Origin of the sequence: Thalassotalea marina (assembly GCF_014656435.1) — a bacterium.
In the GTDB taxonomy this organism is placed as follows: domain Bacteria; phylum Pseudomonadota; class Gammaproteobacteria; order Enterobacterales; family Alteromonadaceae; genus Thalassotalea_C; species Thalassotalea_C marina.
Map to the genome: position 1 here is coordinate 1 of NZ_BNCK01000009.1, position 25,239 is coordinate 25,239.

The window sequence follows — 25,239 nt, forward strand, 5'->3', positions numbered from 1 at the left end:
AAAACTTATAAAAGTAGTTTTTGCATGAACCTCACTGAGTTAGTTTTTTATAGCCTAAGCTACTGGTAAAACATCATCACTGTGAGTGCCCACACAAATTGCATGATAACTAATTGTTAAAGAACTTGAATCTTGCGATTCGACCAAACATCACATTCGTGTTTGGCGTGCGCTCTACCGTTGAGAGCGGATGCGCATTTTACGCATCTCAGTTTTGATGTCAACACTTTTCTTAAAAAACTTTATTTTATTTTTTCAAGTTTGGTTGATTGTTTTGTTAAGTATTTACTTAACTAAACTTATCAAAACTGCTTCTTGGCTTGTCCCCGAGAAGTGGATGCGCATTTTAGGGATTTTTATCTCGCCGTCAACACCTTTTTGTCACTTTTTATCAAAAGCTCAACTGGGTGTTTAAATTTAGTACAAAACAACCAATTCTTCCAAGAAAAACTCAAATAAAAACGAAAAAAGCGTGGCAAGCACGCTTTTTCTTCATAGTAACAACTCAGTTACCCATTAATCTTTATCTTTTACATCGGAGTCGACATTTTCATTAGCTTTTTTAGCATTTTCTGAGTTTGATGTTTTAAATGCTTCTTGTTTAAACTCAGCATCTTGATCATCACCAACGACATGTTCTAATTTTAACTTTTTGACACTACGGATAGTTGTTATTGGTCCAGACGCTGCATACAACACGAAAATAACGGTAAGTAATTCAGCAGGACTCGAAGCAACAATAACAAATACCAACACAATCAATAATACGACAATAAAATTGACCTTTCCTTTCCAGTCTACTTCTTTGAAGCTGTTGTATCTAAAGTTACTTACCATCAACAAACCAGTGATAATAGTAATAAGTCCCATAACAAAACCAAAATCTTGGCCAGTTATTTCATACTCAGTGCCTGCCCAGACAAGACTAGCAATCACACCTGCCGCCGCAGGACTTGCTAATCCCTGGAAATATCTTTTATCAGCCACACCTACTTGTGTATTAAAACGGGCTAAACGCAATGCTGCCCCTGCGACAAATACAAACGCAGCTAACCAACCAAACTTCCCCATTCCTGATAATGCCCAGTTATAGGCAACAAGACCTGGAGCAATACCAAAGGACACCATGTCGGCCATACTGTCATATTCAGCGCCAAACTCACTTTGAGTATTAGTCATTCTTGCTACCCGTCCATCTAAGCCATCAAATATCATAGCGATGAAGATGGCAACAGCTGCACTTTCAAAGTGACCATTCATAGAAGAAACAACAGCGAAAAAACCGGAAAAGAGCCCAGCTGTTGTTAACAAGTTAGGGAGTAAATAGATACCACGCGATGGTGTTGGTGAAGGTGATTGATTGCTTGACATACGCCTAATATAGAGATCGTCTTCTTGATTAGCTATGTAATTTATCACACATAACTTAAATTCACCTATAATTAATTAAATTTCACTTAATTCGTTTACATCAAGTATTTGTAAACGCCAAAAGCTATTGTTATAACATGGACTGCCTGTACATTTTTAAAAACAGTTTGGAAGACATATGCAAAAAACTATTGCCAGCTTGTTAACCATTTACTTTGTTACAAGTGCCGTTGCACAGAATGTTACCGTTTATCGATGGGTAGATAAAAATAACGTCGTTCATTTTAGCCAACATCAACCCAACCACAATGACTATACAGAATTATCGTTATCTGTATTTAACAAAACTAATACTAAACTTCCCAAAGACGACAAATCTCCCGCGGCTAGTGGCAATTCAAAAGGCACACAAGGTAATGTAAACACGAATTCAACCAAAGTGGATGCAACAAAATCAAAGTGTGATGAAGCAAAAGCAAATGTCGCCACATTAAAAAATCATGACAACATACAGTACACCGATGAAAACGGACAGGTGCAGGTATTAACAGAGCTTGAAAAGAAACAGCAACTTGCAATTAATGAAAAACAAGTAGAAGTGTATTGCGATATTTAGGTAGATCTCTACTTTAATATTTAACAAACCTCTGAACTGTATCAGAATTAAAGCTGAGTCACATAGATACTCAGCTTTTTTGTGTTAAGTGCCCACCCAACAAGCATTCCAACAATTTCACCAAAATGAACTACTGCTGTGATTAATTGTATGTTTTATCTAAACGCTATTTTTCAACATTTCAATACGGTTTTAATGACTAAGCTATTAAATAACTCAATGATAATATGGAGCACCTTTTATTATGGTATCTTGAATTCGAATACCACTTCATAAACGCGTTCGATATCAGCTTGCGGCGGATACACCCATTTAGCTAATGCACTTTGAGAGGCACGTCTAAACCGTTTGTCACCTTGATTTTCAACAACTGAAATATTTTTAACCCTGCCGTTTTCATCAATTTCATAACGTAACGTTACTTGACCTGTTTTATGCATTTTTATTAAGGCTTCAGGGTAATCAGGTAATATCTTATAGGTAGGCTCTACGTGATATTCGGGTTTTGTCATACTGGGCAACAGAACGGGATTCTCTAATTTCAAATTAAGTTGTGTCTCTGCTCTAGGCTTAGGTATGACTTCTGGCCTAGTCAACGGCCGGTCCATGTCAGGGTTGTTTACTTCTGGTTCTTTTGGCAACGACGACTTAACTATAGTTGGCTCATCTAACGCTTCAGCTGCAATTTCAGGTATTATCACCACTTGATGTTTAAACGCTGCTTCTACAATTTTATGATTTGGTGATTTTGCTAAATGCGTGATGATGGCGAAAATAGCGAAAGACGCCACACCTCCCATAAGTAAAATACTCAACGATTTTACCAATGAGTATTTACGCACGATTCGAGTTTCTTTAAACATTATTTTAGGTGCATCGATATTATCTTGACGTTGCTGATAAAGCTCGGCTATGTCTTTATCAAATTTACTATTCATGATTGTTTCCTAAAGCTTGTTTAAGGTGTTTACGTGCATACCTAAGTCGGCTTTTCACCGTTTCAAAAGATTCATTAGTAATTTGAGCAATCTCAGATACAGAAAATCCGTCTTGTTGGAAAATAAAGGCTTCACGCTGAAAAAACGGCAATTGTTCGAGTGCTTGATTAAATTGAACCAACCTCTCTGCGTTTTTATTTATCAATGGATTCCATTCCATCACTTCAGTTATCTCATCAAGTGACTGCCACTGCCAACGTTTCATTCGTTTCAATTCATCAAATAGTGTATTTCTCGCAATTGTATACAGCCAGCCTTTTACATTCTGATGGGTTAAAGGTAAATGCTGAAGTTTGAGCACTTTTAGCCAAGTTGTTTGCACAACATCTTCAGCCAAGGATCGATCAGACATGGAAAGTAAATAATGAAATAGAGGCTTATTAAATTGCTCAACAAGCAAACTTAAGCAAGTTTTATCACCTGTTTCAATATACTTATTGAGCAATTTTTCGGGACTAGATGATGTATTAATCCACCCTTTTATCATTGAAGGTAACTTCAAATGGTATCCTTATATTTGCTGTTGCATGTTGAAGTCTAATTGCACTGTAATCCCAGATTGTATCACAGGTTTACCATCAACAATCTTCGCTTTGTATTTCCATTTTTTTAATGCGCTTTTGGCCGCTTTATCAAACAAACGTTTGGGCTGAGAATCGATCACGCTAATATTGATAACCTCTCCTAATTCATTAATATCGAATCCCAATTTGACCCACCCTTCTATTCCGTGTTGTGACGCTTCGATAGGATATCTAGGATTTGACCTAACAATAGGGCGAGCATCATTATTTTTCATCCCAGTTCCAAGAGAAAACTCGGCTTTACCCGCTGGTATATCCATACCTATAGCGGTAAATTGAATTTCATTTTGTATTTCACTTGTTTCAACTTGCGAACGAGCCATTTTCATTTTAGGTGGCGGCTCAGGTGCCTGTATTGGCTTCCTATTTATGGTGTTTGGCTTTGATTCCTTTGGTAGTTGATATAATTCAACAACTACCGGGTCCTCATAATCAAGCCCTCGCGGTTCTTCATTTTCGATTAAGTACGCCATAAAGGCAAATAAGCCAATAGTCGTTGCACTAGCAAAGGGTAAGATCATTATGTATCTATTCATCGTGTTTCCTCAATTAAAGCTAATAAAGAGGTGTGGCCACACGGCAAACAAGTCGTTATTTATTACTTGTTTACAGATATAACGATTAGGGTTTTAAAAAGGGGTTAAATAAAATGAATATTTTTAAACTTTTTGCAAAGTAGAGGTATTTGAAGCCACACTAAAAAAAAGCTACTCAATATTATTGAGTAGCTTTTTAATTCACAATTGCAAACTAGTGACAGTTAGATAAGAATTGCCAAAAGTTATTTGACGCGCCATGTCTAACACATGTTAGCCACTAGATGGCTTTGTACTTTCTGCTATTGTTAGCAATAGTAACGTTTAAGTATTAGTAAAGACAAAGCAATTATCTTTTACATCTGCTTTAATCGACTGTCCCCTCATCGACTCACTAGCAAGTATCTTATGAGCTAAAGGATTTTCAATTGATTGTTGTATCGCTCTTTTTAACGGTCGAGCACCAAATAACGGATCAAACCCAGCTTGCGCAATTAGTGATACGGCTTCTTCGGTAACTAATAATTCAATTTCTTGATTAGCTAGTCGCTCTACTAAAGCCTTCAATTGTATATTCGCGATTTCTTTAATTTCATCGGACTTCAACGGATGAAAGACCACAGATTCGTCAATCCGGTTTATAAACTCTGGCTTAAAATATTGACCAACTTCATTCATAACTTTGGCTTTCATTTCTTCATACTGATTATCATTAGCATAAAGTTGAATAATATCTGAGCCGATATTTGAGGTCATAATTACAACGGTATTTCTAAAGTCGACCGTTCGACCTTGACCATCAGTTAAGCGGCCGTCATCTAATACCTGAAGAAGAATATTAAACACATCAGGATGCGCTTTTTCTATTTCGTCCAGCAATATAACTGAGTATGGCTTTCGGCGAACTGCCTCTGTTAAATAACCGCCTTCTTCGTAACCGACATATCCAGGAGGAGCACCCACTAATCTAGCAACAGAATGCTTCTCCATGAATTCAGACATATCAACACGAATTAAGGCGTCTTCACTATCAAATAGAAAGTTAGCAACCGCCTTGGTCAACTCGGTTTTACCGACACCTGTTGGTCCTAAAAACAAAAACGAACCGATAGGTTGATTAGGATCTGCCAACCCAGCACGAGATCGTCTAATAGCATTGGCTACAGAGCCAACAGCCTCATGTTGACCAATTACACGCTTGTGTAATTCATCTTCCATTTTTATTAACTTGTCGCGTTCTTCTTCTAACATTTTTGATACAGGAATACCTGTCGAGCGGCTCAATACATCAGCAATTTCAACATCTGTTACTTTGTTTCTTAACAAACTCATTTCCTGCATCTCTGCTTGAGACGCTAAATCAAGTTGCTTTTCCAACGATGGGATCCTGCTATATTGCAGCTCTGCCATTTTGTTTAAGTCACTGCTACGTCGAGCCTGTTCTAGTTCAATTCGAGCCTGCTCTAGTTCACCTTTGATGGTTTGAGTGCCGTGTATTGCCGCTTTTTCAGATGTCCAAATCTCATCTAGTTCATGATAATTTGCTTCAAGTTCAGATAATTGTTCGTTTATTAAGTTTAAACGCTTAACCGAGCTATCATCAGTTTCGTCTTCTAATGCTTTTTGCTCCAGTTTAAGTTGGATTATCTTCCTATCTAAACGATCTAGCTCTTCAGGTTTTGAATCCATTTGCAGCCTGATACTGGAAGCCGACTCGTCAATCAAATCAATTGCTTTGTCTGGCAACTGACGATCACTAATATAACGATGTGATAAACTTGCTGCGGCAACAATAGCAGGATCCGTAATTTCAACATTGTGATGCAACTCATAACGTTCTTTCAAACCACGTAAAATAGCAATTGTGTCTTCAACACTAGGCTCTTCTACTAAAACCTTCTGAAATCTTCGCTCTAGCGCTGCATCTTTTTCGATATATTGACGGTATTCATCTAGAGTTGTAGCACCTACACAATGTAAATCACCCCGAGCTAAGGCTGGTTTTAACATGTTACCGGCATCCATTGCGCCGTCTGTTTTACCTGCGCCAACCATTGTGTGTAATTCGTCGATAAACAAAATAACTTGGCCTTCCTCTTTAGCCAATTCATTTAATACCGCCTTTAAGCGCTCTTCAAACTCGCCTCGGTATTTTGCACCAGCGACAAGTGCGCCCATATCCAACGACAATACACGCTTGTTTTTTAAACCTTCTGGTACTTCATGATCCACAATGCGCTGTGCCAGCCCTTCTACTATCGCTGTTTTACCAACACCAGGCTGCCCAATAAGTACAGGGTTATTTTTCGTCCGTCGTTGAAGTACCTGAATGGTACGCCTAATTTCGTCATCCCTGCCAATAACAGGATCTAACTTACCTTCTGAAGCCCTTGCAGTAACATCGACAGTAAATTTATCCAGTGCTTGACGAACATCTTCAGCATTTTGGTCGTTAACTTTTTGACCACCTCGAATATGTTCAATGGCATCTTTAATACGCTGCTCAGACGCTCCTAAAGATTTTAAAATCTGCCCCAACTTGCCCTTATCTTCAATTGCTGCAAGTAAAAATACTTCTGAAGATATATATTGGTCTCCAAGCTTTTGTGCATATTTGTCACACAAATTTAGTAAGCTGCCCATTGCATTTGATAATTGAACATCGCCCCCTGTACCCGAAACCTTTGGTAACTCTGATACAGCAGCCTCTACTTGAGTCCGTATAGTATATACATCAATACCTGCACTTTTTAATAATGGAATTGTGCTGCCATTATTTTGGTTTAGCAGCGCCAGCATTAAATGCACGGGCTCAATGAACTGATTATCTTTTCCTAATGCAATAGATTGCGCATCAGAAATTGCCACTTGAAATGATTGAGTAAAGCGATCTAATCGCATAGTTAGTCTCCTATTGCCATATTACTGGTCTTACAATAACTCTAACTAAAAGTTATGGGCTTTTTGCTGAAATTCAAGCAACTAGCAAAGGAAGATTTGATTTTGATCAAAACAACTCACACATTGATAAGTTGTTTATATAAATAGAATGGAGTTAGTTGATTACTATAATGGTTGCCATACGGCCGGTGACTTTGTCTCGTCGATACGAATAATAACGTAGTTTGTTTTCAACGGTACAAGGGCTACTAATGGCAATTTTTTTAACACCTGCACGCTGCAACAGGTATGTCGCAATACCTGGCAAATCAGCTAAAAACTTATTTGAGTCTGTTTCTCGAAAAAAAGTGGCTAGTTCACCATCGACGTCTTGAAATGCTAATTTAACTTCTTCACCAACTTCAAAGCTAGTCGCACCGATACATGGACCCAACCAAGCTTCAATTTCGCTAGGTTGAGACGCCATTTTATTTAACGTATTTTCAATGATGTTCAAGCGAAGTGGACGCCATCCACCATGAATCGCTGCGATTTCATTTTCGGATGAACTTTTTAACAATATAGGTAAACAGTCTGCGGTCATAACTGCCAGCGCTAAATTTCTAGTTGAAGTTACTAGTGCATCAGCCGTTACCACTTGCTCATTGTGTTCATTGATAACGGCGACTTCATTACCGTGGACCTGATCTAACCACTGAATTTTTGTATCAGATGGAAGAAATTTAAGTAATTGACGTCGATTATTTAATACCTGCGACTCTTCATCATCAACATGTAAACCTAAATTAAAGTTTCCATAAGGCAAGATTGAAGCATTACTATCTAAAGGATTTAACCTTGTCGTTTGAAAAGCTGAAATTGCTTTACTCGACAAGGTTACAAGATCAAATGCTGAATTAGTATTCGTCTTTAGCATTTTGTTTAGTATCAGCTCTTAAAATATTGGTTAAATTAACCATATCTTCTGGTACATCGGCTGTCCAAGTCATTTGTTCACCTGTAATTGGGTGAAACAATGAAAGCATGGCTGCATGTAATGCTTGACGTCTAAAACCTCTCAGTATTGCTGCCAGCTCAGGTGTTGCATTACGAGGTGGTCTTGGTCTGCCGCCATAAACAGGGTCGCCAACCAAAGGATGAGTTATATGAGCCATGTGAACACGTATTTGATGCGTACGACCAGTTTCTAGTCTTAACCTTAATCGTGTATGTGCTCTAAATTTTTCCATCACTCGATAATGAGTTACCGAGGGGCGTCCGCCCATTGTTACCGCCATATGTGTTCGTTTACTTGGATGACGACCAATAGGCTCATCAACGATACCACCAGCTGTCATTTGTCCGTTTGCAATGGCTTCATATTCTCGGGTTATTTCTCTTGCTTGCAAAGCTTCTACTAGGTTAGTTTGCGCGGCTATTGTTTTTGCAACAACCATTAGACCCGTTGTATCTTTATCTAATCGATGAACAATACCTGCACGTGGCACGAGATCGATATTTGGACAATGATGCAACAAAGCATTTAATACAGTACCATCAGGATTTCCTGCTCCGGGGTGTACAACAAGGTCTGCTGGTTTATTGATCACCAAGATATCGTCATCTTCATAAACAATATTAAGTGGAATGTTTTGTGGTTCAAATCTTTCATCTGCTTCAATTTCTGCAGATATAGATATATTTTCGCCGCCATACATTTTTTCACGAGCTTTAGTCAGAACAACGCCATTAACGGTAACGCTGCCAGCTAATATCCACTCTTTTAGTCTTGAGCGAGAATATTCAGGGAACATTTCAGCTAATGTTTGGTCGAACCGCTTGCCTAAACAGCTTTCTGGAACAAGGTCTTGGTGTAGAATTTTTTCTGCCATGTATCTCTCTATGAATTTAGCACTGTGCAAGGATAGAATGCTAGGTTAGAATGCCTGTGTTTATTTTACCCGTTTGACATTTTAATTACATTAAGTAATTACCGCGGTTAAGTACATTTTGAATTTGAAATAATAAAGTAGTGAAATCAAAGTCTATGGACAATATGACAATTAAAACATTTTTATTTTTAACCTTATTAACACTCGTTGGTTGTTCTTCCTCTAACGAAACAGACGTGGATAAAGTTCCGGATAAATCAGCACAAGCACTGTTTGTTGATGCAAGAGAAGCTTTAGATAACGGCCTATACAAAAGAGCAATTCAAATTTTGTCGGCAATTGATTCAAGGTTTCCTTTTGGCCCAATTTCTCATCAAGTACAACTTGATTTAATTTATGCCTACTACAAAAGTAATGATGCCGAACAAGGTTTAGCATTAGCGGATCGATTTTTAAAGTTAAACCCAAATCATGCTGATGTTGATTATGTTTACTACATGCGAGCACTGATTAATTTGGCAACAGAAGCTAACCTGTTCCAAGATTTAGCAGGAATTGATCGTTCAGATCGTGATCCAAGTGCTTCTAGAAGTGCCTTTAATGACTTAAAAACTATATTGACTGATTTTCCACAAAGTAAATATGCTGCCGACTCAAGAAAACGTATGATTGAAATAAAATCTCGTTTGGCAAAATATGAGTTGGCTGTTGCCAGATTTTATATTGAACGTGAAGCTTATGCTTCCGCTGCAAACCGTGGCCGTTATATCGTACAGTATTACTCACCGAGTGAAGAAGTTGAGCAAGCATTAGAAATAATGATTGAATGCTACGATAAAATGGGGCTTGATGATTTAAAGAGTAATGCCCTGCAAGTATTGGCTGCTAACTACCCTAAAAACAGTTTAGTAAAATAAACTAACCTCCATAAAAAAGGGCATATTAATGCCCTTTTTTAATATTGTCTTAAATCGCGTCGTTGTCTTCTTCCCCAGTTCGAATCCTAATAACCCTTTCGACGTCAGTAATAAATATCTTTCCATCGCCAATTTTACCTGTTTGTGCGGTATCCATTATAGTCTGTACACAACGCTCTACATCTTCGTTTGCAACAACGATTTCCAATTTTGCTTTAGGTAAAAAGTCGACCATATACTCAGCACCACGGTATAATTCTGTATGCCCTTTTTGTCGGCCAAACCCTTTAACCTCAGACACTGTCATACCATTTACACCAATTTCACCTAACGCTTCTCTTACGTCGTCAAGTTTAAATGGTTTGATAATCGCTTCTATTTTTTTCATTGCTGTTTCCATGATTATTTTTTCACTACCCAATATTTTTACACAATTGCTTAGACTTAACAAAAACTAAGCAATTAACAGCACAATATAATTATTTTATTTGTTACACTTACCACCATTGAAACAACACCCTAATGTAGGAATATTGATGGATCCGCAAGCGATTATCGAAGAAATGAAAGTATTGCCTGAAATTGACACTGATTTTGAAATTAAACGTCGTGTTAATTTTATAAAAAATAAGTTGGTGGAATCAGGACTAAAAACCTTAGTTTTAGGTATTAGTGGTGGTGTTGACTCATCAACTTGTGGCAAATTAGCTCAACTTGCTGTTGAACAACTAAACGCTCAGCACAAAGATGAATACAAATTTATAGCTGTAAGGCTTCCTTATGGTGAACAGGCCGATGAATCTGATGCTCAATTAGCCATAGACTTTATCAATCCTTCGTTTTGCCTAATGCCAAATGTTCAACCCGGGGCTGACGGTATTCATTCAGAAATATTAACGTCTTTAAAAGGTTTTAATTTGTTAACGGCATCAGCAGAACAAATTGACTTTTCTAAGGGTAACGTCAAGGCTAGAACACGTATGGTGCTGCAATACCATATTGCGGGAATTCTTGGTGGTCTTGTACTTGGCACAGACCACTCGGCTGAAAATATTACGGGGTTCTTTACTAAATGGGGAGATGGTGCATGTGATCTAGCCCCTTTATTTGGTTTATCTAAACGTCAAGTCAGACAACTTGCGAAAGCTTTAGGTGCTCCAGATTTGCTGGTAAACAAAGTACCAACAGCAGATTTAGAAGAGTTATCACCAGGGAAAAAGGACGAAGATGCTTTAGGCATTACCTACGATGAGTTAGATGACTTTTTGGAAGGCAGGCAAGTACCAGAGCACATTCAACAGACAATTATCTCAATTTACCAAAAAACAGTTCACAAACGAAAACCAATTCCAACAATTTACGACTCATAATTTGTAGAACTTGCTTTATCGCTAAGTGTTTTCTATACCTTTAGGTTTTAGGTAATAGATATAAACAATATGAAAAAGGAAAAAGGACTTTCCTTGATTGAACTGCTAGTAACATTAGCTATTGTTGTGTGTTTAATCTCGGTTGGGATACCAAGCTTCATCGACTTTTTAGTCAGAACGAAAGTTGATAATGAAATTTATCGAGTGTCGAAACTTTTACAAGTCGCCAGAAACACCTCGATACATAGCAACTCTTATGTCACCGTCTGCCCAGTCGATACAAATACGCTGTGCCAACTGGATTGGTCTAAAACCATCATTGTATTTACTGACGCAAACAACAATAAAGTATTCGAACCTCATTTAGGCGAACAACAGCTGTCTCATAAAGACGCAACTTCACAGGGTGACAAGCTTTTGTATGCAAGGACTAGGACAGGAATAACATACGCTCCAACTGGCCACTTATCAGGCTGGGGACAAAATGGTACCTTCAAGTATTGTCCTAAAGACCATTATGACAAAGCTAGAGGCATTGTCGTCGCAACTTCTGGTCGCATTTATCAGAGTTTTCAAAATCTTTCGGGTAGAAATATCACACGCTCTAGACGAACGATATCGTGTACTTAATATGAAAAAGAAGTGTCGAGAACATGCTTAAATGTGGCTGATAACACAGTTTCAGCCACATTTATCGTCGATTAATATTATCTACTCACAATAACGCCATTGATCTTTATATGTTTCTGTTTGTATTACTCGCTTAAAAGGTAAATCATTAGTAGACTTATATTAAGTATATTTGAAGCATGGGTGCTGTAGTTATGACGCGTTGTAAGCAATTGAAACTTCAAAGGCAGTTGGTTAAAGGGATGACACTGATAGAAATCCTTATTACCTTAACTATTATTGGTTTGGCATCATTGATAGCGCTGCCGGCGTTATCAGAATTTACAGTTAAAACACGAGTTGACGCCGAAGTAATAGAATTACAACGGTTTTTAATCACCGCAAGAAATGCTGCAATTAATTCAGGAAAACAAGTTACTGTATGTCCACTTTCGAATGGCGCCTGTACCAATGGATGGAAAAACCAACTGACTATTTTTGTTAATGAAAATGACAACAATAACTACAATGCAGCTAACGAGCAGATCGTAAAAATTAAAGCTGATATATCAAGTGACGATATCATCAAATTTACAGGAGGGGCAACGCTTGTATATTCACCAACTGGCAGGCTTATAGGTGGAAATAATGTTGCATTTACCTATTGCCCCAAAAACTACAATGCACTTGCTAGAGGTGTCAATATAGCTTTATCAGGTAGAGCTTACCTTACTCAAGACACCGATAACGATGGTAAAGATGAAGATAGAAACGGCAACGAGTTAAACTGTACTTAGTCCTATCTGCTGTGAAAAGTAGCAGTAACCAATATTGTTCATACATGTAATATGATTGAAGAGAAAAGTTAAAAGCATTAAAGAACACGGTATCTATTGTTAAACGGCTCTCAATTTTTCGTAAATCATAGTCGAACTCTTGTATTATTTTATTTCAGTTAACACAAAAGGTTCGACTATTAAGTAGAGATTTGTTTACCTGATTTGTTTTTCTTCCAGCACATTTGCACGCCCATGCTTAAATGCTACGTCGTTTTTTACGCACTGAAAAACCTTATAAACCTTAGCCTTTCCTGTTACGCCAGGTGCTCTAATTTCAGTATTTGGTAATCGATTTTCTAAGGTGAGTATGAGCTCTTCACTTTTTACAGTTGATTTATAAATCACGCGTTTACCACCCATTAACTCCACATAGCATTTTGCCAACGTCTTTTCACTGACTAGTTGTTCAGATGTTTGAGCAAAAGCAAAGCTAGGGAGCAATAGCAAAGTCATTAAATACGTTAATTTAAATTTATTCATCTTTAACCCCTGTTATTTATCCCAGCAACCTGAAGATGGCGTTGTTTCACCGGCTTCATTGATCGTTAACGATGTGCAGCCAGTATCTTTTACTTGTCCATTTTTTGCTGTAGCCGTTAAAACAAATGTATCACCATTAACCGTTGCATCTATGCTGTAAAAGCCACTTTCTGTGATGTACGGATCGGCAGGTGCTCCAAGTTGTCTCATATCCGTCGTATACGCTTTGGTATCAACATAAACTTGCTCTTGCATATTAGCTAAGCGCAATAATTCCCTTTGCCCTTCCGTCCTATTGCCAGTTAAAACAAAACTTTGATAAGAGGGATAGGCAACTGCTGCAATGATGCCAATAATAGACACCACGAGCATTAACTCAATCAAGGTAAAGCCCAGATATACCTTTCTACAATACATTTATTGCACCTCTTTAACAGACAAGTTTGTACGAATAGTTTGTAAATTAAAACCGACAGGTACTATTCGACGCCCTACGATAATATTACCTTCGGGTTCATCAACCGTGTTGGCATCTCCGTCATCTTTTGGAACAACGATTAGGGTTGGCGATCCTAAAAACTGTTCAGAGATATAAACTTTGCGTTTGTCACCATCGGTTATGCCGTCTGGATTCTCAGAATCTACCCAGTTGTATTTATGAATACCCAATGCGAGATCTACCGCATAAAGCCACCCTTGACCGCCAGGTATTTCACACACTAACGTATTAGTATTTAATGAAGGTGGAATATAAGACGTTAAATAAGCAACGCCATTGATAACTGTAGCTTCCGATGTACTTTTTTCGCCTTGAGCTTTGTCAAACTCGATAAACCATCCAGATTTTTTACTCACCGCTATCTCCAACGTTTCGCGCTGTGCAGTTGATAAAGACTGAGCAAAAGGATTATCGGTAAAATCATATAAATCTGACAAAGTCAGTGTAGTTGGTGTCGCGGGTACGGATGTGGAACTAAAAGACTGTGTACGAATATAACTATCTTTAATCATAAAGAATGTATCTTGAGAGTCCTTGCCAAGCGGGTTAGATCTATCACCAGAACCCAGTAAAATAGCCTCATAGGGTTTTTCTTGGCGAGTAGCTATTGTTTCTGTATTGCCATTTACATCAGTTATCGTTGTTTCCAATGTTTCTGAAATAAATGTTCTTACAACTGTAGGCTCGCTAAAAAATCTTCTATCATCATCATTACTAGTTGCTCCACCTAATGCAGCAAGTTTAAATACAGTCCATGGTTCATCGGCGTCTTGTGGATTTGCAGCTGGCATATCAACTCGCCACAGATCCCCTCCAGTATCACCAAAATAAAGCCGATCTGCCAATCCATTGCCGTCGCTATCCAATGTTGCTATCGAAGAAGCGATACTATGTTGTCCTGAAAAACTTGTTGTTCCACCCGACGGTGACAAGCTCCACTTTAACGAACCTGATTTCGCGTCAACCAAATATACCGCTCGACCAACACCGTCAGGCTGAGCGGGGCCAGCATTATCTTTCGATGTATCATAACCACCGCCAAAGATTACAACTGGCGCTGCAGTAGATCCAGTAGTATTAATGGCAGAGTATGTCACTTTAGGTTGAGACCATGACTGCCCTAGCTCTCCAAATCCTGTGGTTGAATTATCAATATGCCAAAGCATCGTTGGCGCATCGGGTGAAGTAACATCCATCGCATAATATGAACTGCCACCTCGCCTCAAACCAAAAAAGATGTAGACCTTATCAGTACCGTTAACAATACCGTCACCATTATCATCTTTGATATAAGAAGTGATTTTTCCATCAATACCGTAGATTTTTGAAGCGCCAGAAAAGTTATCTCTAAGGCCTTTAACATTGCCAAAAAACTCTTTTGGCATAAATGCCCAAGATTCAGTTACCGTATCATTGCTTGTATTATCTTCGAACATATGTAAAACACCCGCATTAGTTCCAATGACAATACGAATACTATTACCATAATTAAGCACTAACGGTTTGGAGTGTAATGGATCTGCAAACACATCAAATCGCATGTCGGTCTTTGAGGTGTCTTTGTCCTCATCATCGACGTCTATGCCTCGATGCCAATCTATGTATTCTTTAACCTCTGCTTCTGGAACACCAAAAACAGCAGCAATCCCAGCATCGTCAGTATAAGTTGTTTTTAGCTGATCATAATCAAATGTAGTTAAAGCGCCGTTGACACCAATATCGCTTATTAGGTTTCTAGAACTTACATTACGCAGCATAGATGCTACGCCACCTTCGGCCACTTTATCACCATCTTGAGAATTTGCTGCTGACCAGAAGCTTGTTACTGACTCAGAAAAATGCCCTGTATCTTCATTTAATGCAGGCACATTACTTTGACCATACTGTTTGTCATTTTTAACCTTATATTTTTTAAGGTTACCTTGCCATCGTGGCGAATTTTGAGGTTCAAACATTGCATAGTAAACCGCGTCTAACGTTTCGGTACGGTCAAAGTTATTTGCCGCAACCGATGCCGATGTCAAACTTTCATTACTTGGCTCTAAGCGCTCAAATATCGAGGTTAAAGCGCTAGTTAATTGTGTATGATTATCCGCGTAAAAATATTGCCCGCCTCCCAATGAAGCCGTTTCTTTTAATAAATCTTCGGCTGCGGCTGCACCATCACTAAACCCGATAGTAAATGTTGTTATTTTTTGTACGCCATCAAGTGTTAAATTGATATCGTTGTTTTGCATCCAGCCAGCTAGCGCAGCAAGATAATTTCCATCGAATTTATTCCCTGAAAAGCTTACCGTGTTGCCATCAGCATCAATAGATGTAAAACCTTCAATACTGGAATCTGCACCATTATCGTAAGTTGGTACACCATCGGTAATAATAATGACATAAGCATTACTGTTACACGTTTTCATCGGGGTTTGATATTTTGAATTCGAGACTACGGACGAATCCATTGGCGGCTGGTTTCGCGTATAACCCGGTCGATTAGAATCATCATTTCCAAAATCAACATTTTTGCCTGAAAAATACAAAGATGCTTCATACAAGGTTTCACATAGAGGCGTCCACGTTTGAGGACTTAATTGATTTTGAATGATATCCAATAAAGCATTTTTATTAGCGACGTTCGATTCTTTAATACCAAACACAACTCGGCCGCCATTAGAATCGTTGGTACCATCACCATCGTTATAATTAAAGACCTGCAAGCCAAAATCTACGGACGGTGCTGATAAGATTACGCTGCTAATACTGTTTATCGCTTGATCTAATCGGCTAATTAACGTTTGATTTAACGTTTCATTGTGGTGCCATCTTAAATAGTTATCGGTATACAGAGTTACCAGTTGACCATCCCAAGTGACATTTGAATCCCCTACATTGGGTGTATGATAAATAGGGTTTCGTTTATTTCCTGCGCTATCAATAGGGTAACCTTCTGGCAAAGAAGAAATGTTTTTAGGGTTAGAGGAGGTGACATCGTCTTCACAATCAATGATTTCTATATTGGCACCATTGTTATCTGGAATTTCAATCCAAGTGCCGTTGTTCCCCTTTATTTGATATTCGCGAATTCGACCTGTATAAAAACCGTTAATCGCTAGTATATCAGCGGCAGTCTGACAACTGTTAATAGCGTCTAAGAAGCGTCGTGCCTCACTAGGGCTATCAGGAACGGGCAGAGAAGTTCCATCAACGCCACCTTTGGTGAAATATATAAACCGGTCTGATAATGAGTTCAGCCCGCCCACGGCTGGATATTCAATCGAGGGATCGTAAGGAGCAGCCACTTCATCTGTTGTACTCATGCTTCCAGAGTTATCAAGAATAATGAGTACTTGAGGCCTGCTCGAGAGTGCTTTGACAGCCTCACTTATATAGAGCTCGATATCTTCACTAAAAACTAGCGTAGATACCGTTAGAGTCATTAACAATCCTACTAATTTTTTCATACATTTCCCCAAAGGTCGTTTACTTCAGTAATTGTTGAGCCACGCCAGAATTGACTTCAACTTCACTTGAGTTTCCTCGACCATATTGTCTTGTTACTTGCACATTTAACACGTTACAAGTAAATATCTGAACAGAAGAAGCAGCTCGAGTGTGGGGGCAATCTGCTTCTAGTTTAAATTCGTTATTTGCGATATCAACGCTTGCTGTTGCACCTGATTTAGTTGCAGGTAACAAGTCAGCCTGATTGTTATTTGGAAAGTTGTTTACTGAAATCGTACGTGCAAACACATTGGTTTTTCCAGGCGCTACCTGATTATAGATAACTTCATCAATAGCACTTATCGCTGCTTGAGTTGCGACCATTTTATCTTCACTCGCACCTGACATTTTTATGTCTGAGGTTGTGTTTTGCATCAATGCTGCAACTACAGCAGTCAAAGCAATTAAAAAAACCAATGCGACGATCAACACAACGCCACGTTGCTTTGAATAGTTTCTATGCATAAAACCTACCTCGGCCATGAGTCAACTCTAGCATTAAATAAGGTAACCGTAGACGTAAATAACATTCGTCTAAAGTTATCATTTACTGCAATATCTAGATCACCTAACGAATAAGTATTGTTGTTCGTGTACTTATTGTCAGGCACTATACTCCGAGCCAACACATATATTTTTACAGAAATAATATTAGTACCCGATGCGTTATTCCAATAGCCTTGTGTCATGTTTGTAGCTGACAAGTAAGAATTAACTACGCCATCATCATCAGTATCAACACCAAACATAAAACGAATATATTCTATGCCATCTACTACAGGAGCAAATGACATTGTATTTGTTAGCCTTCCTTGCATAAGAACTGGTACATCGTAAGTCCCTTGATTTTGTTCGGTAACATAGTAGACATGATGCTGATATTCCCAGATACGGCTATTATCAATATCAGGTATCGCTGCATTGCCTGCAAAGATTTCTCCATCACTTAAATTTGTGATCAAATAATAGTTATTTGCATTCAACGCTCCAGGGGCTAAAGGATCTGATACAACGCGCTTTAACTGAAGTATGTCAGAGCCAACAAACGCTGGAGCGCTATTGGCAAAACATCCTAAAGGATTACCTGCAACGGCTGTTGTACTCCAAAGCGTTCTAAAATTACCATTTGCGAGGGGAAAAGTAGCATTATTGATGCCTTCTCCTACACAGTCATTTCCTGGAGCTGCTGGCGCAATACCATTGAGGCTGGCAAGATCAAAGGTACCAGTATAGTCTCCCCAAAAATCTTGTCGTAATAAATCATCTGAAATTAGGCTGAGTGCAAAGCGACCGTTCTCTTGTAATTCACCATAACCAGATGTTTCCTCAGTAGTTGAACGTACATCAACAAATACACTTAAAATACCTGCCACCAAAAATAACCCAAGCGCCATGGCAACCATGAGCTCAACCATGCTAAAACCTGCAAGTTTTTTTTCTTTTACTCGTTTATTCTTGACTATGTTCATCAGTTAATAAATGCCTCGACCACTACTTGTCTTCGTTTGTTTCCAGCTGTTCCACAAGCGTTTACTTTCTGTGCATCTACTGTCTCTTGCCTGCCTTGCCAGCTCACCACAACTTGAATAGCATTATTTGCATGTGCTACACATCCCCTAGCACCTATTAAGCCACCACGGTTTTGACCACCTTGAACAACATTAGCTCCAATTAGGGCCAGTTCCCACTCGTACATATCATTGGCTGCCATTTGTGCAGCGGTACATGGAGACGCGAAAGTGTTACAGCGGTTGGCAGGTAAAGCATCTAAAGCTACGCCGTAATCAGTACGAGCATATGTAGCTAATGAATCAGGATCATTGCTACGCATTCTTTCGATCATATCTTGTGCAAGCGCGGACGCCAATGAACGTTGCATAGCGTCAAAACTACTTTTTTTGACCGTTGCCTGCATCGCCATTGCACCTAAAACGCCAACAATAAGTAAAAACAAGGCCACTAGCACTTCAATAAAAGTCATGCCTTTACTTTTAGGATAATGTTTTCTGGTCAAGATGATACCCTCCCCCATGGGCTAAATAGAATTGCCGACAATGAATAATATACACGCGCGGATGCCACAGAAAAACTTAGCTTTTTCTGAACGCGAATTGTGGGGGCATATGTGTTAAATCTCACCAACGTGAACTGCATTAACCCATACCTTACATCCATATTACAACTAGCTACTTATTCATTGCCAATTTAGTAACTACTTGTTTAAGTACCTTAATAAGATAAAGCAAAGCAGCTACGATAACATGGCCGTAACTGCCCAACTTTTGACCTTTATTAAGACTAGCGCAATTCCACAGGAACCGCAAACACCGTATTCTCTTCTCGGCCAGGAAACTCTATAACCTCTTTACCGCCAAGGCTTTTTAATTTTTCTATTACTTGTTTTACCAGTACTTCAGGCGCAGAAGCCCCAGCTGTTACACCAACAGCACCCACTTGCTCAAACCACTGAGTATCAATGTTATCGGCAGTATCGATCAAATACGATGTCGTGCCAATTTTTTCAGCTAACTCACGAAGACGGTTAGAGTTAGAGCTATTCTTCGCGCCAACAACCAGTAGCAAATCAACTTCACCGGCGATTGCTCTAACAGCATCTTGTCTATTTTGGGTCGCATAGCAAATATCATCTTTTCGAGGACCTTCGATATGCGGAAACTTTAATCTTAAAGCATCGATAACGTCACTGGTATCATCTACAGATAATGTTGTTTGGCTGCAATAATATAGTTTTTCTGGGTTTTTAACTTCCAACGTTTGCACATCTTGTGGAGATTCAACAAGGTATATACCACCCTGAACACTTTCGTATTGTCCCATTGTGCCTTCAACTTCAGGATGGCCAGCATGTCCAATCAATACACACTCAATATCTTTGCGACTAGCTCGCGATACTTCCATATGTACTTTAGTCACTAGAGGGCAAGTTGCATCAAATACTTTTAAGCCACGATCTTTAGCTTCTTGTCTTACAGCCTTTGAGACACCGTGTGCACTAAAAATAACCGTGCTATCGTCAGGTACTTCATGAAGTTCGTCAACAAAAACAGCACCACGTTTTTTAAGACCATTAACTACAAACTTATTGTGAACCACTTCATGACGAACATAAATAGGTGCTTCAAAAAGGTCTAGCGCTCGATCAACTATGCTTATCGCTCGGTCAACTCCAGCACAAAAACCTCTAGGATTTGCTAATACTATTTCCATCATTACGCTCGCTCTAAAATTTCTACTACATCAATAACAAAAGTAACACTTTGACCAGCCAAAGGATGGTTAAAGTCGACGGTTACTGAGTCTCCTGATACTTCTTTAATGATACCCGGAAGTTCAATACCACCTGGTTGTGTAAAAGTTACAATACTACCAACCTTGGCCGGCGCATCAGGCGAAAACTTATTCAAATCAACATAATGAATATTATCAGGGTTTGATTCTCCAAAAGCATCTTTTGCTTCAAGGGTAAACTCTTTAGACTCACCAGCTTTTAACCCCAATAACTGCTGCTCAAACGCTGGAGAAATACTCGCATCACCCATAATTATTTTGGCGGGTTTGTTATTTACTTTCGTACTATCAGCAGCTGAGCCGTCAGCAAGCTTCATTGTAATGTGTACAATTATTTCTGAATTAGCTGAAACTACATTTGTCATATTAAACCTCTGCCGAATTTTTTTTAGCTTTTTCCTGCTGGAAAGAGTCGATAATCATTAATGCTGCACCAATAAAAATTATAGAATCAGCAATATTAAACGTTGGCCAAGCATTACCTTGCCAGTGGAAATCTAAAAAATCGATAACATAACCAAAAAGCAATCGATCTATTAGGTTTCCTAGTGCGCCACTTAACATACAAGCTAAAGCGGCACCTAACATATAATTTTCTTTAGGTGTTCTTTTTAACCACACTAAAAAAACCACACTGGCAATAATGGCTACACCGGTAAAGAACCATCGTTGCCATCCACCTTGGTCGGCTAAAAAGCTAAATGCTGCGCCGGGATTGTGAGCATATGTAATATTAAAAAATGAAAAAACTTCTATCGATTGATAAAGCTCCATGCTACCTGCAACCCAATGTTTACTCACTTGATCGATAACAAGGAATAAAAGGGTTATCCATAACCAATGTAAACTGCTACTACTTTTACTAAGACTCATTTTTTACTCTTTAAATACAGAAAGTGCCCAGTTACGTTATTTAACTGAGCACTTAATAATTTTACACCAACAAAATGCTAAGCAAACTTTCTAACTTCGCCATCACCGTCAACATTAGTGACACAACGACCACAAATATCTTTGTGCTCTTCATGCTGACCAACATCATCCGTTAAGTGCCAACAGCGCTCACATTTTGTTCCTGACGATGCTGTTACTTGTAACCATAAACCTTCAACATCAGTTGCTACTGCATCAGTAGGCGCTTGAGTAACTTCGACAACATTTGCACCTGAGGTGATCAAAACGAAGCGTAATTCGTTTTCTAATTGCAACAATTGCTTCGCCAATTCACTAGTTGCATATAAAGTAACTTCTGCCTCTAGGCCTTTACCTACAACTTTTTCTTTACGTGCAATTTCTAACGCTCTGTTAACTTCGCCACGAACCTGCAAAATCGCATTCCAATAAGCGTTGTTAAATGCCCCTGTATCTTCAAGTACATTTAATTCATCAAACCATACGTTTGTGAAGACAAATTCATCACGCTCGCCCGAAACAGGTGTTGGTAATGCCTGCCATATTTCTTGTGCCGTGAATGATAAAATTGGAGCCATCCAACGTGTCATTGCTTCGGCAATAATGTACATAGCAGTTTGACAAGAGCGGCGCGCATTACTTGAATCTTTAGCCGTGTACTGACGATCTTTAATGATATCTAAGTAGAACCCGCCTAACTCAGTTGTACAGAAGTTCATCAACTTATGAACAACGTTATGGAATTCATAATTGTCATAAGACTCGATGATTTCCTGTTGTAACTGCGCTGCTTGACCTAGTACCCAGCGGTCAAGCTCAACCATATCTTCTAACGCAACCGAGTGTTCTGCTGGAACAAAACCGTTAATATTTGCCAACAAAAATCTCGAGGTATTACGGATTCGACGATATGCATCTGCCTGACGGTTAAAGATCTCTTGCGACACTGTAATTTCTTGCGTGTAGTTAACTGAAGCTACCCACAAGCGCAAAATATCAGCACCTAATTTATTAGTAATTTCTGCTGGTTCAATAACATTGCCTAAAGATTTAGACATTTTGTGACCGTTAACATCAACTGTAAAACCATGCGTTAATACTTGCGAGTATGGTGCTTTGCCGTGCATTGCAACAGACGACATCATTGAAGACATAAACCAACCACGATGTTGATCAGAGCCTTCAAGATATAAATCGGCCGCTTTGGTAAACTCTTCACGAGCGTCAATAACAGAATAATGTGTTACACCTGAGTCAAACCATACATCTAGCGTATCAGCTACTTTGACATAAGCTTGTGCATCGTCACCAATTAATTCTTCAGCTTCTAAATCAAACCAAGCTTGGATACCTGATTTCTCTACCCTTTTGGCAACTTCTTCGATCAGTTCAACACTTCTTGGGTGTAATGCACCCGTGTCTTTATGAATAAAAAATGCAATTGGTACCCCCCAAGTACGTTGACGAGAGATACACCAATCTGGGCGACCTTCCACCATAGACTTGATGCGATCTTCACCCCACTCAGGGATCCATTCTGTTTTTGCAATTTCTTCTAACGATGCTTGGCGTAACCCTTTCTTATCCATACTAATGAACCATTGAGGAGTCGCGCGGAATATAATTGGCGTTTTATGGCGCCAGCAATGTGGATACGAGTGCTCGTAAGCATGGTGATGTAATAATGCACCTTTTTCTGCAAGCAAATCAACGATACCAGCATTGGCTTTAAAAACATGTTGACCTTCAACGATCGGTGTACCTTCAATGAAAACACCATTTGCACCTACAGGGTTGTAGATTTCTAAATCATACTTTTTACTAACGGCGAAATCGTCAACACCATGCCCACCAGCGGTATGAACACAACCTGTACCAGAGTCTGTTGTTACGTGTTCACCACAAATAACTGGCACATTAATATCGTAAAATGGGTGTTGAAGCTGAACTAAATCTAACGCCTGACCTTCACAGAAACCAAGCGCATGGTATTTTTCAATACCAAAGCGATCCATACATGAAGCGACTAAATCACTTGCAAGGATCAAACGGAATTTCTCACCTTCTTTTTCACACTGAACTAATGTGTACTCAACATTAGGGTGTACTGATACAGCGCGGTTTGCAGGTAAAGTCCAAGGAGTTGTTGTCCAAATAACAATAGAAACTTGACCTTCACCCTCATGATTTTCTGGGTGAGAGAACTTATTTGCAACTAATGTGTCAACCACATCAAATTTAACATCGATCGCAGGTGATTGCTTATCTTTGTACTCAACTTCAGCTTCAGCAAGCGCCGAACCACAATCTGTACACCAATGCACAGGTTTGAATCCCTGTTGGATGTGACCATTCTCTGCGATTTTACCCAATGCACGGATAATATTTGCTTCCGTGTCAAAGTTCATCGTTAAATAAGGATTTTCCCAATCGGCAAAAACACCTAAACGCTTAAAACTCTCACGCTGACCATCAACTTGTTTAGCTGCGTAATCACGACATTTTTGCCTAAATTCAGCCGCGCTAACTTTATGACCAGGTTTACCTACTTTCTTTTCTACCATTAATTCAATAGGTAGACCATGGCAATCCCAACCAGGTACATAAGGAGAGTCAAAATCAGATAAGGTTTTTGCTTTAACAATAATGTCTTTTAAAATTTTATTAACTGAGTGACCTAAATGTATATTGCCATTTGCGTAAGGAGGGCCGTCATGCAAAATAAACGACTTTTTACCCTTTTTTGCTGCTCGAATTTTGCCGTAAAGATCTTTGTTTGCCCAATCTTTTAACATTTCTGGTTCACGATTTGGCATATTTCCACGCATCGGAAAACTGGTATCTGGCAAATTCAGGGTATGTTTATAATCACTCATTTAATGTTTATCCGTTAATAATCTAGGCTGATAACCAGCTTATGTTATTGTTAAAGCTTCTATAAAAGCGCGAGCTTGCTCGCTATCTTTTGAAATTTGTTCAGTTAATTCAGCGAGCGAATCAAATTTTCGCTCAGGCCTGAGTTTATCAAGCAAGACGACTTCGATCGACTGCCCGTATATATTTTTATTAAAATCAAAAATGTGCACTTCTAACTGTTGTCTAATACCAAATACACTTGGCCTAGAACCAATATTAGCAACGCCATAAAAATACTGCTCTTCAATAAGTACCTTTACCACATACACACCTGATACTGGCGATACTCGTCGTTTCAAATGCACATTTGCAGTAGGAAATCCAAGTGTCCTACCTCGTTTATCGCCATGAAAAACACGCCCTATAATAGAGTATGGACGTCCTAACATGCGCTGAGCTTCTTTCAAGTTATCCTGTGAAAGCGCTTGTCTTATTGCTGTACTACTAATTCGACAATCGCTTAATTTGAAACTTGCTGTATCCGACACACCAAAACCAAATCGCTTACCTGCCTGACAAAGCATTTGGAAGTCGCCGGTACGACCTTGGCCAAATTTAAAGTCATCGCCAATGATTAAGTGATTGATATGTAATTGCTCAACCAATAAATGCTCTACAAATTGTTCAGCAGTTAAATTAGCAAAAGTTTGGTTGAAGCTAACACATAATAAGCGTTTAACACCCAATTTCTTTAATAAAGTGTACTTATCCCTCAACCGAGTCAGCCTTGCAGGCGCAGAATCAGGACGGAATAATTCCTGAGGCTGTGGTTCAAATACCATGACGATTGGCACTGCATTTAACTGCTTCGCCTTTTCGACTAAGGCCTTTATCACTCTTTGATGCCCTAGATGAACACCGTCGAAGTTACCAATAGTCAGTACACTGCCCTGCGCATCTTGCTCATTTGCCAATTCAATATTGTGAATACCACGAATCAAACGCATTGGGATAGTGAACCTGTCTCTCTTTGCTTTTGCAGCAACCTTTACGGTTTTTGCTCTAATTAAAAAATC

24 protein-coding genes are annotated in these 25,239 nt (G+C 39.0%); 5 read left to right on the forward strand and 19 right to left on the reverse strand.

The genetic code is table 11. The features are described 5' to 3' along the window. Positions 1–516: 516 nt before the first annotated feature. On the reverse strand, positions 517–1,371 hold the full coding sequence (gene pssA / locus IE199_RS17320) for a CDP-diacylglycerol--serine O-phosphatidyltransferase (RefSeq protein ID WP_189773575.1): 855 nt from the start codon (positions 1,369–1,371) through the stop codon (positions 517–519). 178 nt (positions 1,372–1,549) lie between these two features. On the opposite strand from pssA, the gene IE199_RS17325 reads away from it, so the two are divergent. After that, a complete protein-coding gene (locus IE199_RS17325; RefSeq protein WP_189773124.1) occupies positions 1,550–1,987 on the forward strand; it encodes a DUF4124 domain-containing protein in 438 nt (145 codons plus the stop codon). Positions 1,988–2,229: 242 nt separating this feature from the next. Here the strand turns inward: IE199_RS17325 and IE199_RS17330 are convergent, their stop codons facing one another. From IE199_RS17330 to rluD, 6 genes are all read right to left on the reverse strand, one after another. Further along, positions 2,230–2,925, reverse strand: a complete 696-nt coding sequence (locus IE199_RS17330) for an energy transducer TonB (protein WP_189773126.1) — start codon at positions 2,923–2,925, stop codon at positions 2,230–2,232. Further along, positions 2,918–3,487 (reverse strand): RNA polymerase sigma factor, encoded by a 570-nt coding sequence (locus tag IE199_RS17335; protein WP_189773127.1) that lies wholly within the window; start codon positions 3,485–3,487, stop codon positions 2,918–2,920. The genes IE199_RS17330 and IE199_RS17335 overlap by 8 nt, the downstream gene beginning before the upstream one ends. Positions 3,488–3,496: 9 nt before the next feature. After that, a complete protein-coding gene (locus tag IE199_RS17340; RefSeq protein WP_189773129.1) occupies positions 3,497–4,105 on the reverse strand; it encodes an energy transducer TonB in 609 nt (202 codons plus the stop codon). A gap of 324 nt (positions 4,106–4,429) precedes the next feature. Continuing rightward, positions 4,430–7,006, reverse strand: a complete 2,577-nt coding sequence (gene clpB / locus IE199_RS17345) for an ATP-dependent chaperone ClpB (protein WP_189773131.1) — start codon at positions 7,004–7,006, stop codon at positions 4,430–4,432. Between the two features lie 154 nt (positions 7,007–7,160). Then, positions 7,161–7,922, reverse strand: coding sequence for a peptidoglycan editing factor PgeF (gene pgeF, locus IE199_RS17350; protein WP_189773139.1), 762 nt, complete (start codon positions 7,920–7,922; stop codon positions 7,161–7,163). Beyond that, a complete protein-coding gene (rluD, locus tag IE199_RS17355; protein ID WP_189773141.1) occupies positions 7,903–8,877 on the reverse strand; it encodes a 23S rRNA pseudouridine(1911/1915/1917) synthase RluD in 975 nt (324 codons plus the stop codon). Before rluD ends, pgeF begins: the two co-directional genes overlap by 20 nt. A 155-nt stretch (positions 8,878–9,032) precedes the next feature. Between rluD and IE199_RS17360 the strand changes: the two genes are divergently transcribed. Beyond that, positions 9,033–9,794 (forward strand): outer membrane protein assembly factor BamD, encoded by a 762-nt coding sequence (locus IE199_RS17360; protein WP_189773577.1) that lies wholly within the window; start codon positions 9,033–9,035, stop codon positions 9,792–9,794. A gap of 49 nt (positions 9,795–9,843) precedes the next feature. On the opposite strand, the gene glnB is transcribed toward IE199_RS17360, so the two are convergent. Next, positions 9,844–10,182: a nitrogen regulatory protein P-II gene (glnB, locus tag IE199_RS17365; protein WP_189773149.1), complete on the reverse strand. Its 339-nt coding sequence runs from the start codon at positions 10,180–10,182 to the stop codon at positions 9,844–9,846. Between the two features lie 148 nt (positions 10,183–10,330). Here glnB and nadE point away from each other — a divergent pair, with 148 nt between their 5' ends. The 3 genes from nadE (at position 10,331) to IE199_RS17380 (ending at position 12,570) form a co-directional block, all read left to right on the forward strand. Next, entirely contained in the window at positions 10,331–11,164 is an 834-nt protein-coding gene (gene nadE, locus IE199_RS17370) for an NAD(+) synthase (RefSeq protein WP_189773157.1), read from the forward strand. Between the two features lie 69 nt (positions 11,165–11,233). Next, positions 11,234–11,794, forward strand: a complete 561-nt coding sequence (locus IE199_RS17375) for a GspH/FimT family pseudopilin (protein WP_189773160.1) — start codon at positions 11,234–11,236, stop codon at positions 11,792–11,794. 194 nt (positions 11,795–11,988) lie between these two features. Beyond that, positions 11,989–12,570 (forward strand): GspH/FimT family protein, encoded by a 582-nt coding sequence (locus IE199_RS17380; protein WP_189773162.1) that lies wholly within the window; start codon positions 11,989–11,991, stop codon positions 12,568–12,570. Positions 12,571–12,765: 195 nt separating this feature from the next. Here the strand turns inward: IE199_RS17380 and IE199_RS17385 are convergent, their stop codons facing one another. The 11 genes from IE199_RS17385 to ribF form a co-directional block, all read right to left on the reverse strand. Continuing rightward, complete coding sequence (locus tag IE199_RS17385; RefSeq protein WP_189773164.1) at positions 12,766–13,092, reverse strand: hypothetical protein; 327 nt, start codon at positions 13,090–13,092, stop codon at positions 12,766–12,768. A 12-nt stretch (positions 13,093–13,104) separates the two neighbouring features. Then, positions 13,105–13,509, reverse strand: a complete 405-nt coding sequence (locus IE199_RS22100) for a type IV pilin protein (protein ID WP_189773166.1) — start codon at positions 13,507–13,509, stop codon at positions 13,105–13,107. Beyond that, positions 13,510–17,046 (reverse strand): pilus assembly protein, encoded by a 3,537-nt coding sequence (locus IE199_RS17395; RefSeq protein ID WP_189773168.1) that lies wholly within the window; start codon positions 17,044–17,046, stop codon positions 13,510–13,512. A gap of 19 nt (positions 17,047–17,065) precedes the next feature. Then, positions 17,066–17,551 carry a pilus assembly PilX family protein gene (locus IE199_RS17400; protein ID WP_229854805.1) on the reverse strand — a complete coding sequence of 162 codons (486 nt, stop codon included), beginning with the start codon at positions 17,549–17,551 and terminating at the stop codon, positions 17,066–17,068. A gap of 5 nt (positions 17,552–17,556) precedes the next feature. Further along, positions 17,557–18,555: a PilW family protein gene (locus IE199_RS17405; protein ID WP_189773172.1), complete on the reverse strand. Its 999-nt coding sequence runs from the start codon at positions 18,553–18,555 to the stop codon at positions 17,557–17,559. Continuing rightward, the gene (pilV, locus tag IE199_RS17410) at positions 18,555–19,100 is read right to left on the reverse strand and encodes a type IV pilus modification protein PilV (protein WP_189773174.1); all 546 of its coding nucleotides are present in this window, start codon (positions 19,098–19,100) and stop codon (positions 18,555–18,557) included. The genes IE199_RS17405 and pilV overlap by 1 nt, the downstream gene beginning before the upstream one ends. A gap of 284 nt (positions 19,101–19,384) precedes the next feature. Next, a complete protein-coding gene (gene ispH, locus IE199_RS17415; RefSeq protein ID WP_189773580.1) occupies positions 19,385–20,314 on the reverse strand; it encodes a 4-hydroxy-3-methylbut-2-enyl diphosphate reductase in 930 nt (309 codons plus the stop codon). 2 nt (positions 20,315–20,316) lie between these two features. After that, positions 20,317–20,760 (reverse strand): FKBP-type peptidyl-prolyl cis-trans isomerase, encoded by a 444-nt coding sequence (fkpB, locus tag IE199_RS17420; RefSeq protein ID WP_189773176.1) that lies wholly within the window; start codon positions 20,758–20,760, stop codon positions 20,317–20,319. A 1-nt stretch (position 20,761) separates the two neighbouring features. Next, positions 20,762–21,268: a signal peptidase II gene (gene lspA, locus IE199_RS17425; RefSeq protein WP_189773178.1), complete on the reverse strand. Its 507-nt coding sequence runs from the start codon at positions 21,266–21,268 to the stop codon at positions 20,762–20,764. Between the two features lie 77 nt (positions 21,269–21,345). After that, entirely contained in the window at positions 21,346–24,183 is a 2,838-nt protein-coding gene (gene ileS / locus IE199_RS17430) for an isoleucine--tRNA ligase (RefSeq protein ID WP_189773187.1), read from the reverse strand. A 39-nt stretch (positions 24,184–24,222) separates the two neighbouring features. Then, a complete protein-coding gene (ribF, locus tag IE199_RS17435; protein ID WP_189773194.1) occupies positions 24,223–25,170 on the reverse strand; it encodes a bifunctional riboflavin kinase/FAD synthetase in 948 nt (315 codons plus the stop codon). Positions 25,171–25,239: the final 69 nt, after the last annotated feature.

Bases quoted from the DNA above. Each gene is read 5' to 3' on its own strand.
- pssA (WP_189773575.1), bottom strand. From the start codon at position 1,371: ATGTCAAGCAATCAATCACCTTCACCAACACCATCGCGTGGTATCTAT.
- IE199_RS17325 (WP_189773124.1), top strand. From the start codon at position 1,550: ATGCAAAAAACTATTGCCAGCTTGTTAACCATTTACTTTGTTACAAGT.
- IE199_RS17330 (WP_189773126.1), bottom strand. From the start codon at position 2,925: ATGAATAGTAAATTTGATAAAGACATAGCCGAGCTTTATCAGCAACGT.
- IE199_RS17340 (WP_189773129.1), bottom strand. From the start codon at position 4,105: ATGAATAGATACATAATGATCTTACCCTTTGCTAGTGCAACGACTATT.
- clpB (WP_189773131.1), bottom strand. From the start codon at position 7,006: ATGCGATTAGATCGCTTTACTCAATCATTTCAAGTGGCAATTTCTGAT.
- pgeF (WP_189773139.1), bottom strand. From the start codon at position 7,922: ATGCTAAAGACGAATACTAATTCAGCATTTGATCTTGTAACCTTGTCG.
- rluD (WP_189773141.1), bottom strand. From the start codon at position 8,877: ATGGCAGAAAAAATTCTACACCAAGACCTTGTTCCAGAAAGCTGTTTA.
- IE199_RS17360 (WP_189773577.1), top strand. From the start codon at position 9,033: ATGGACAATATGACAATTAAAACATTTTTATTTTTAACCTTATTAACA.
- glnB (WP_189773149.1), bottom strand. From the start codon at position 10,182: ATGAAAAAAATAGAAGCGATTATCAAACCATTTAAACTTGACGACGTA.
- nadE (WP_189773157.1), top strand. From the start codon at position 10,331: ATGGATCCGCAAGCGATTATCGAAGAAATGAAAGTATTGCCTGAAATT.
- IE199_RS17375 (WP_189773160.1), top strand. From the start codon at position 11,234: ATGAAAAAGGAAAAAGGACTTTCCTTGATTGAACTGCTAGTAACATTA.
- IE199_RS17380 (WP_189773162.1), top strand. From the start codon at position 11,989: ATGACGCGTTGTAAGCAATTGAAACTTCAAAGGCAGTTGGTTAAAGGG.
- IE199_RS17385 (WP_189773164.1), bottom strand. From the start codon at position 13,092: ATGAATAAATTTAAATTAACGTATTTAATGACTTTGCTATTGCTCCCT.
- IE199_RS22100 (WP_189773166.1), bottom strand. From the start codon at position 13,509: ATGTATTGTAGAAAGGTATATCTGGGCTTTACCTTGATTGAGTTAATG.
- IE199_RS17395 (WP_189773168.1), bottom strand. From the start codon at position 17,046: ATGAAAAAATTAGTAGGATTGTTAATGACTCTAACGGTATCTACGCTA.
- IE199_RS17400 (WP_229854805.1), bottom strand. From the start codon at position 17,551: ATGCATAGAAACTATTCAAAGCAACGTGGCGTTGTGTTGATCGTCGCA.
- IE199_RS17405 (WP_189773172.1), bottom strand. From the start codon at position 18,555: ATGAACATAGTCAAGAATAAACGAGTAAAAGAAAAAAAACTTGCAGGT.
- ispH (WP_189773580.1), bottom strand. From the start codon at position 20,314: ATGGAAATAGTATTAGCAAATCCTAGAGGTTTTTGTGCTGGAGTTGAC.
- fkpB (WP_189773176.1), bottom strand. From the start codon at position 20,760: ATGACAAATGTAGTTTCAGCTAATTCAGAAATAATTGTACACATTACA.
- lspA (WP_189773178.1), bottom strand. From the start codon at position 21,268: ATGAGTCTTAGTAAAAGTAGTAGCAGTTTACATTGGTTATGGATAACC.
- ileS (WP_189773187.1), bottom strand. From the start codon at position 24,183: ATGAGTGATTATAAACATACCCTGAATTTGCCAGATACCAGTTTTCCG.
- ribF (WP_189773194.1), bottom strand. From the start codon at position 25,170: ATGCGTTTGATTCGTGGTATTCACAATATTGAATTGGCAAATGAGCAA.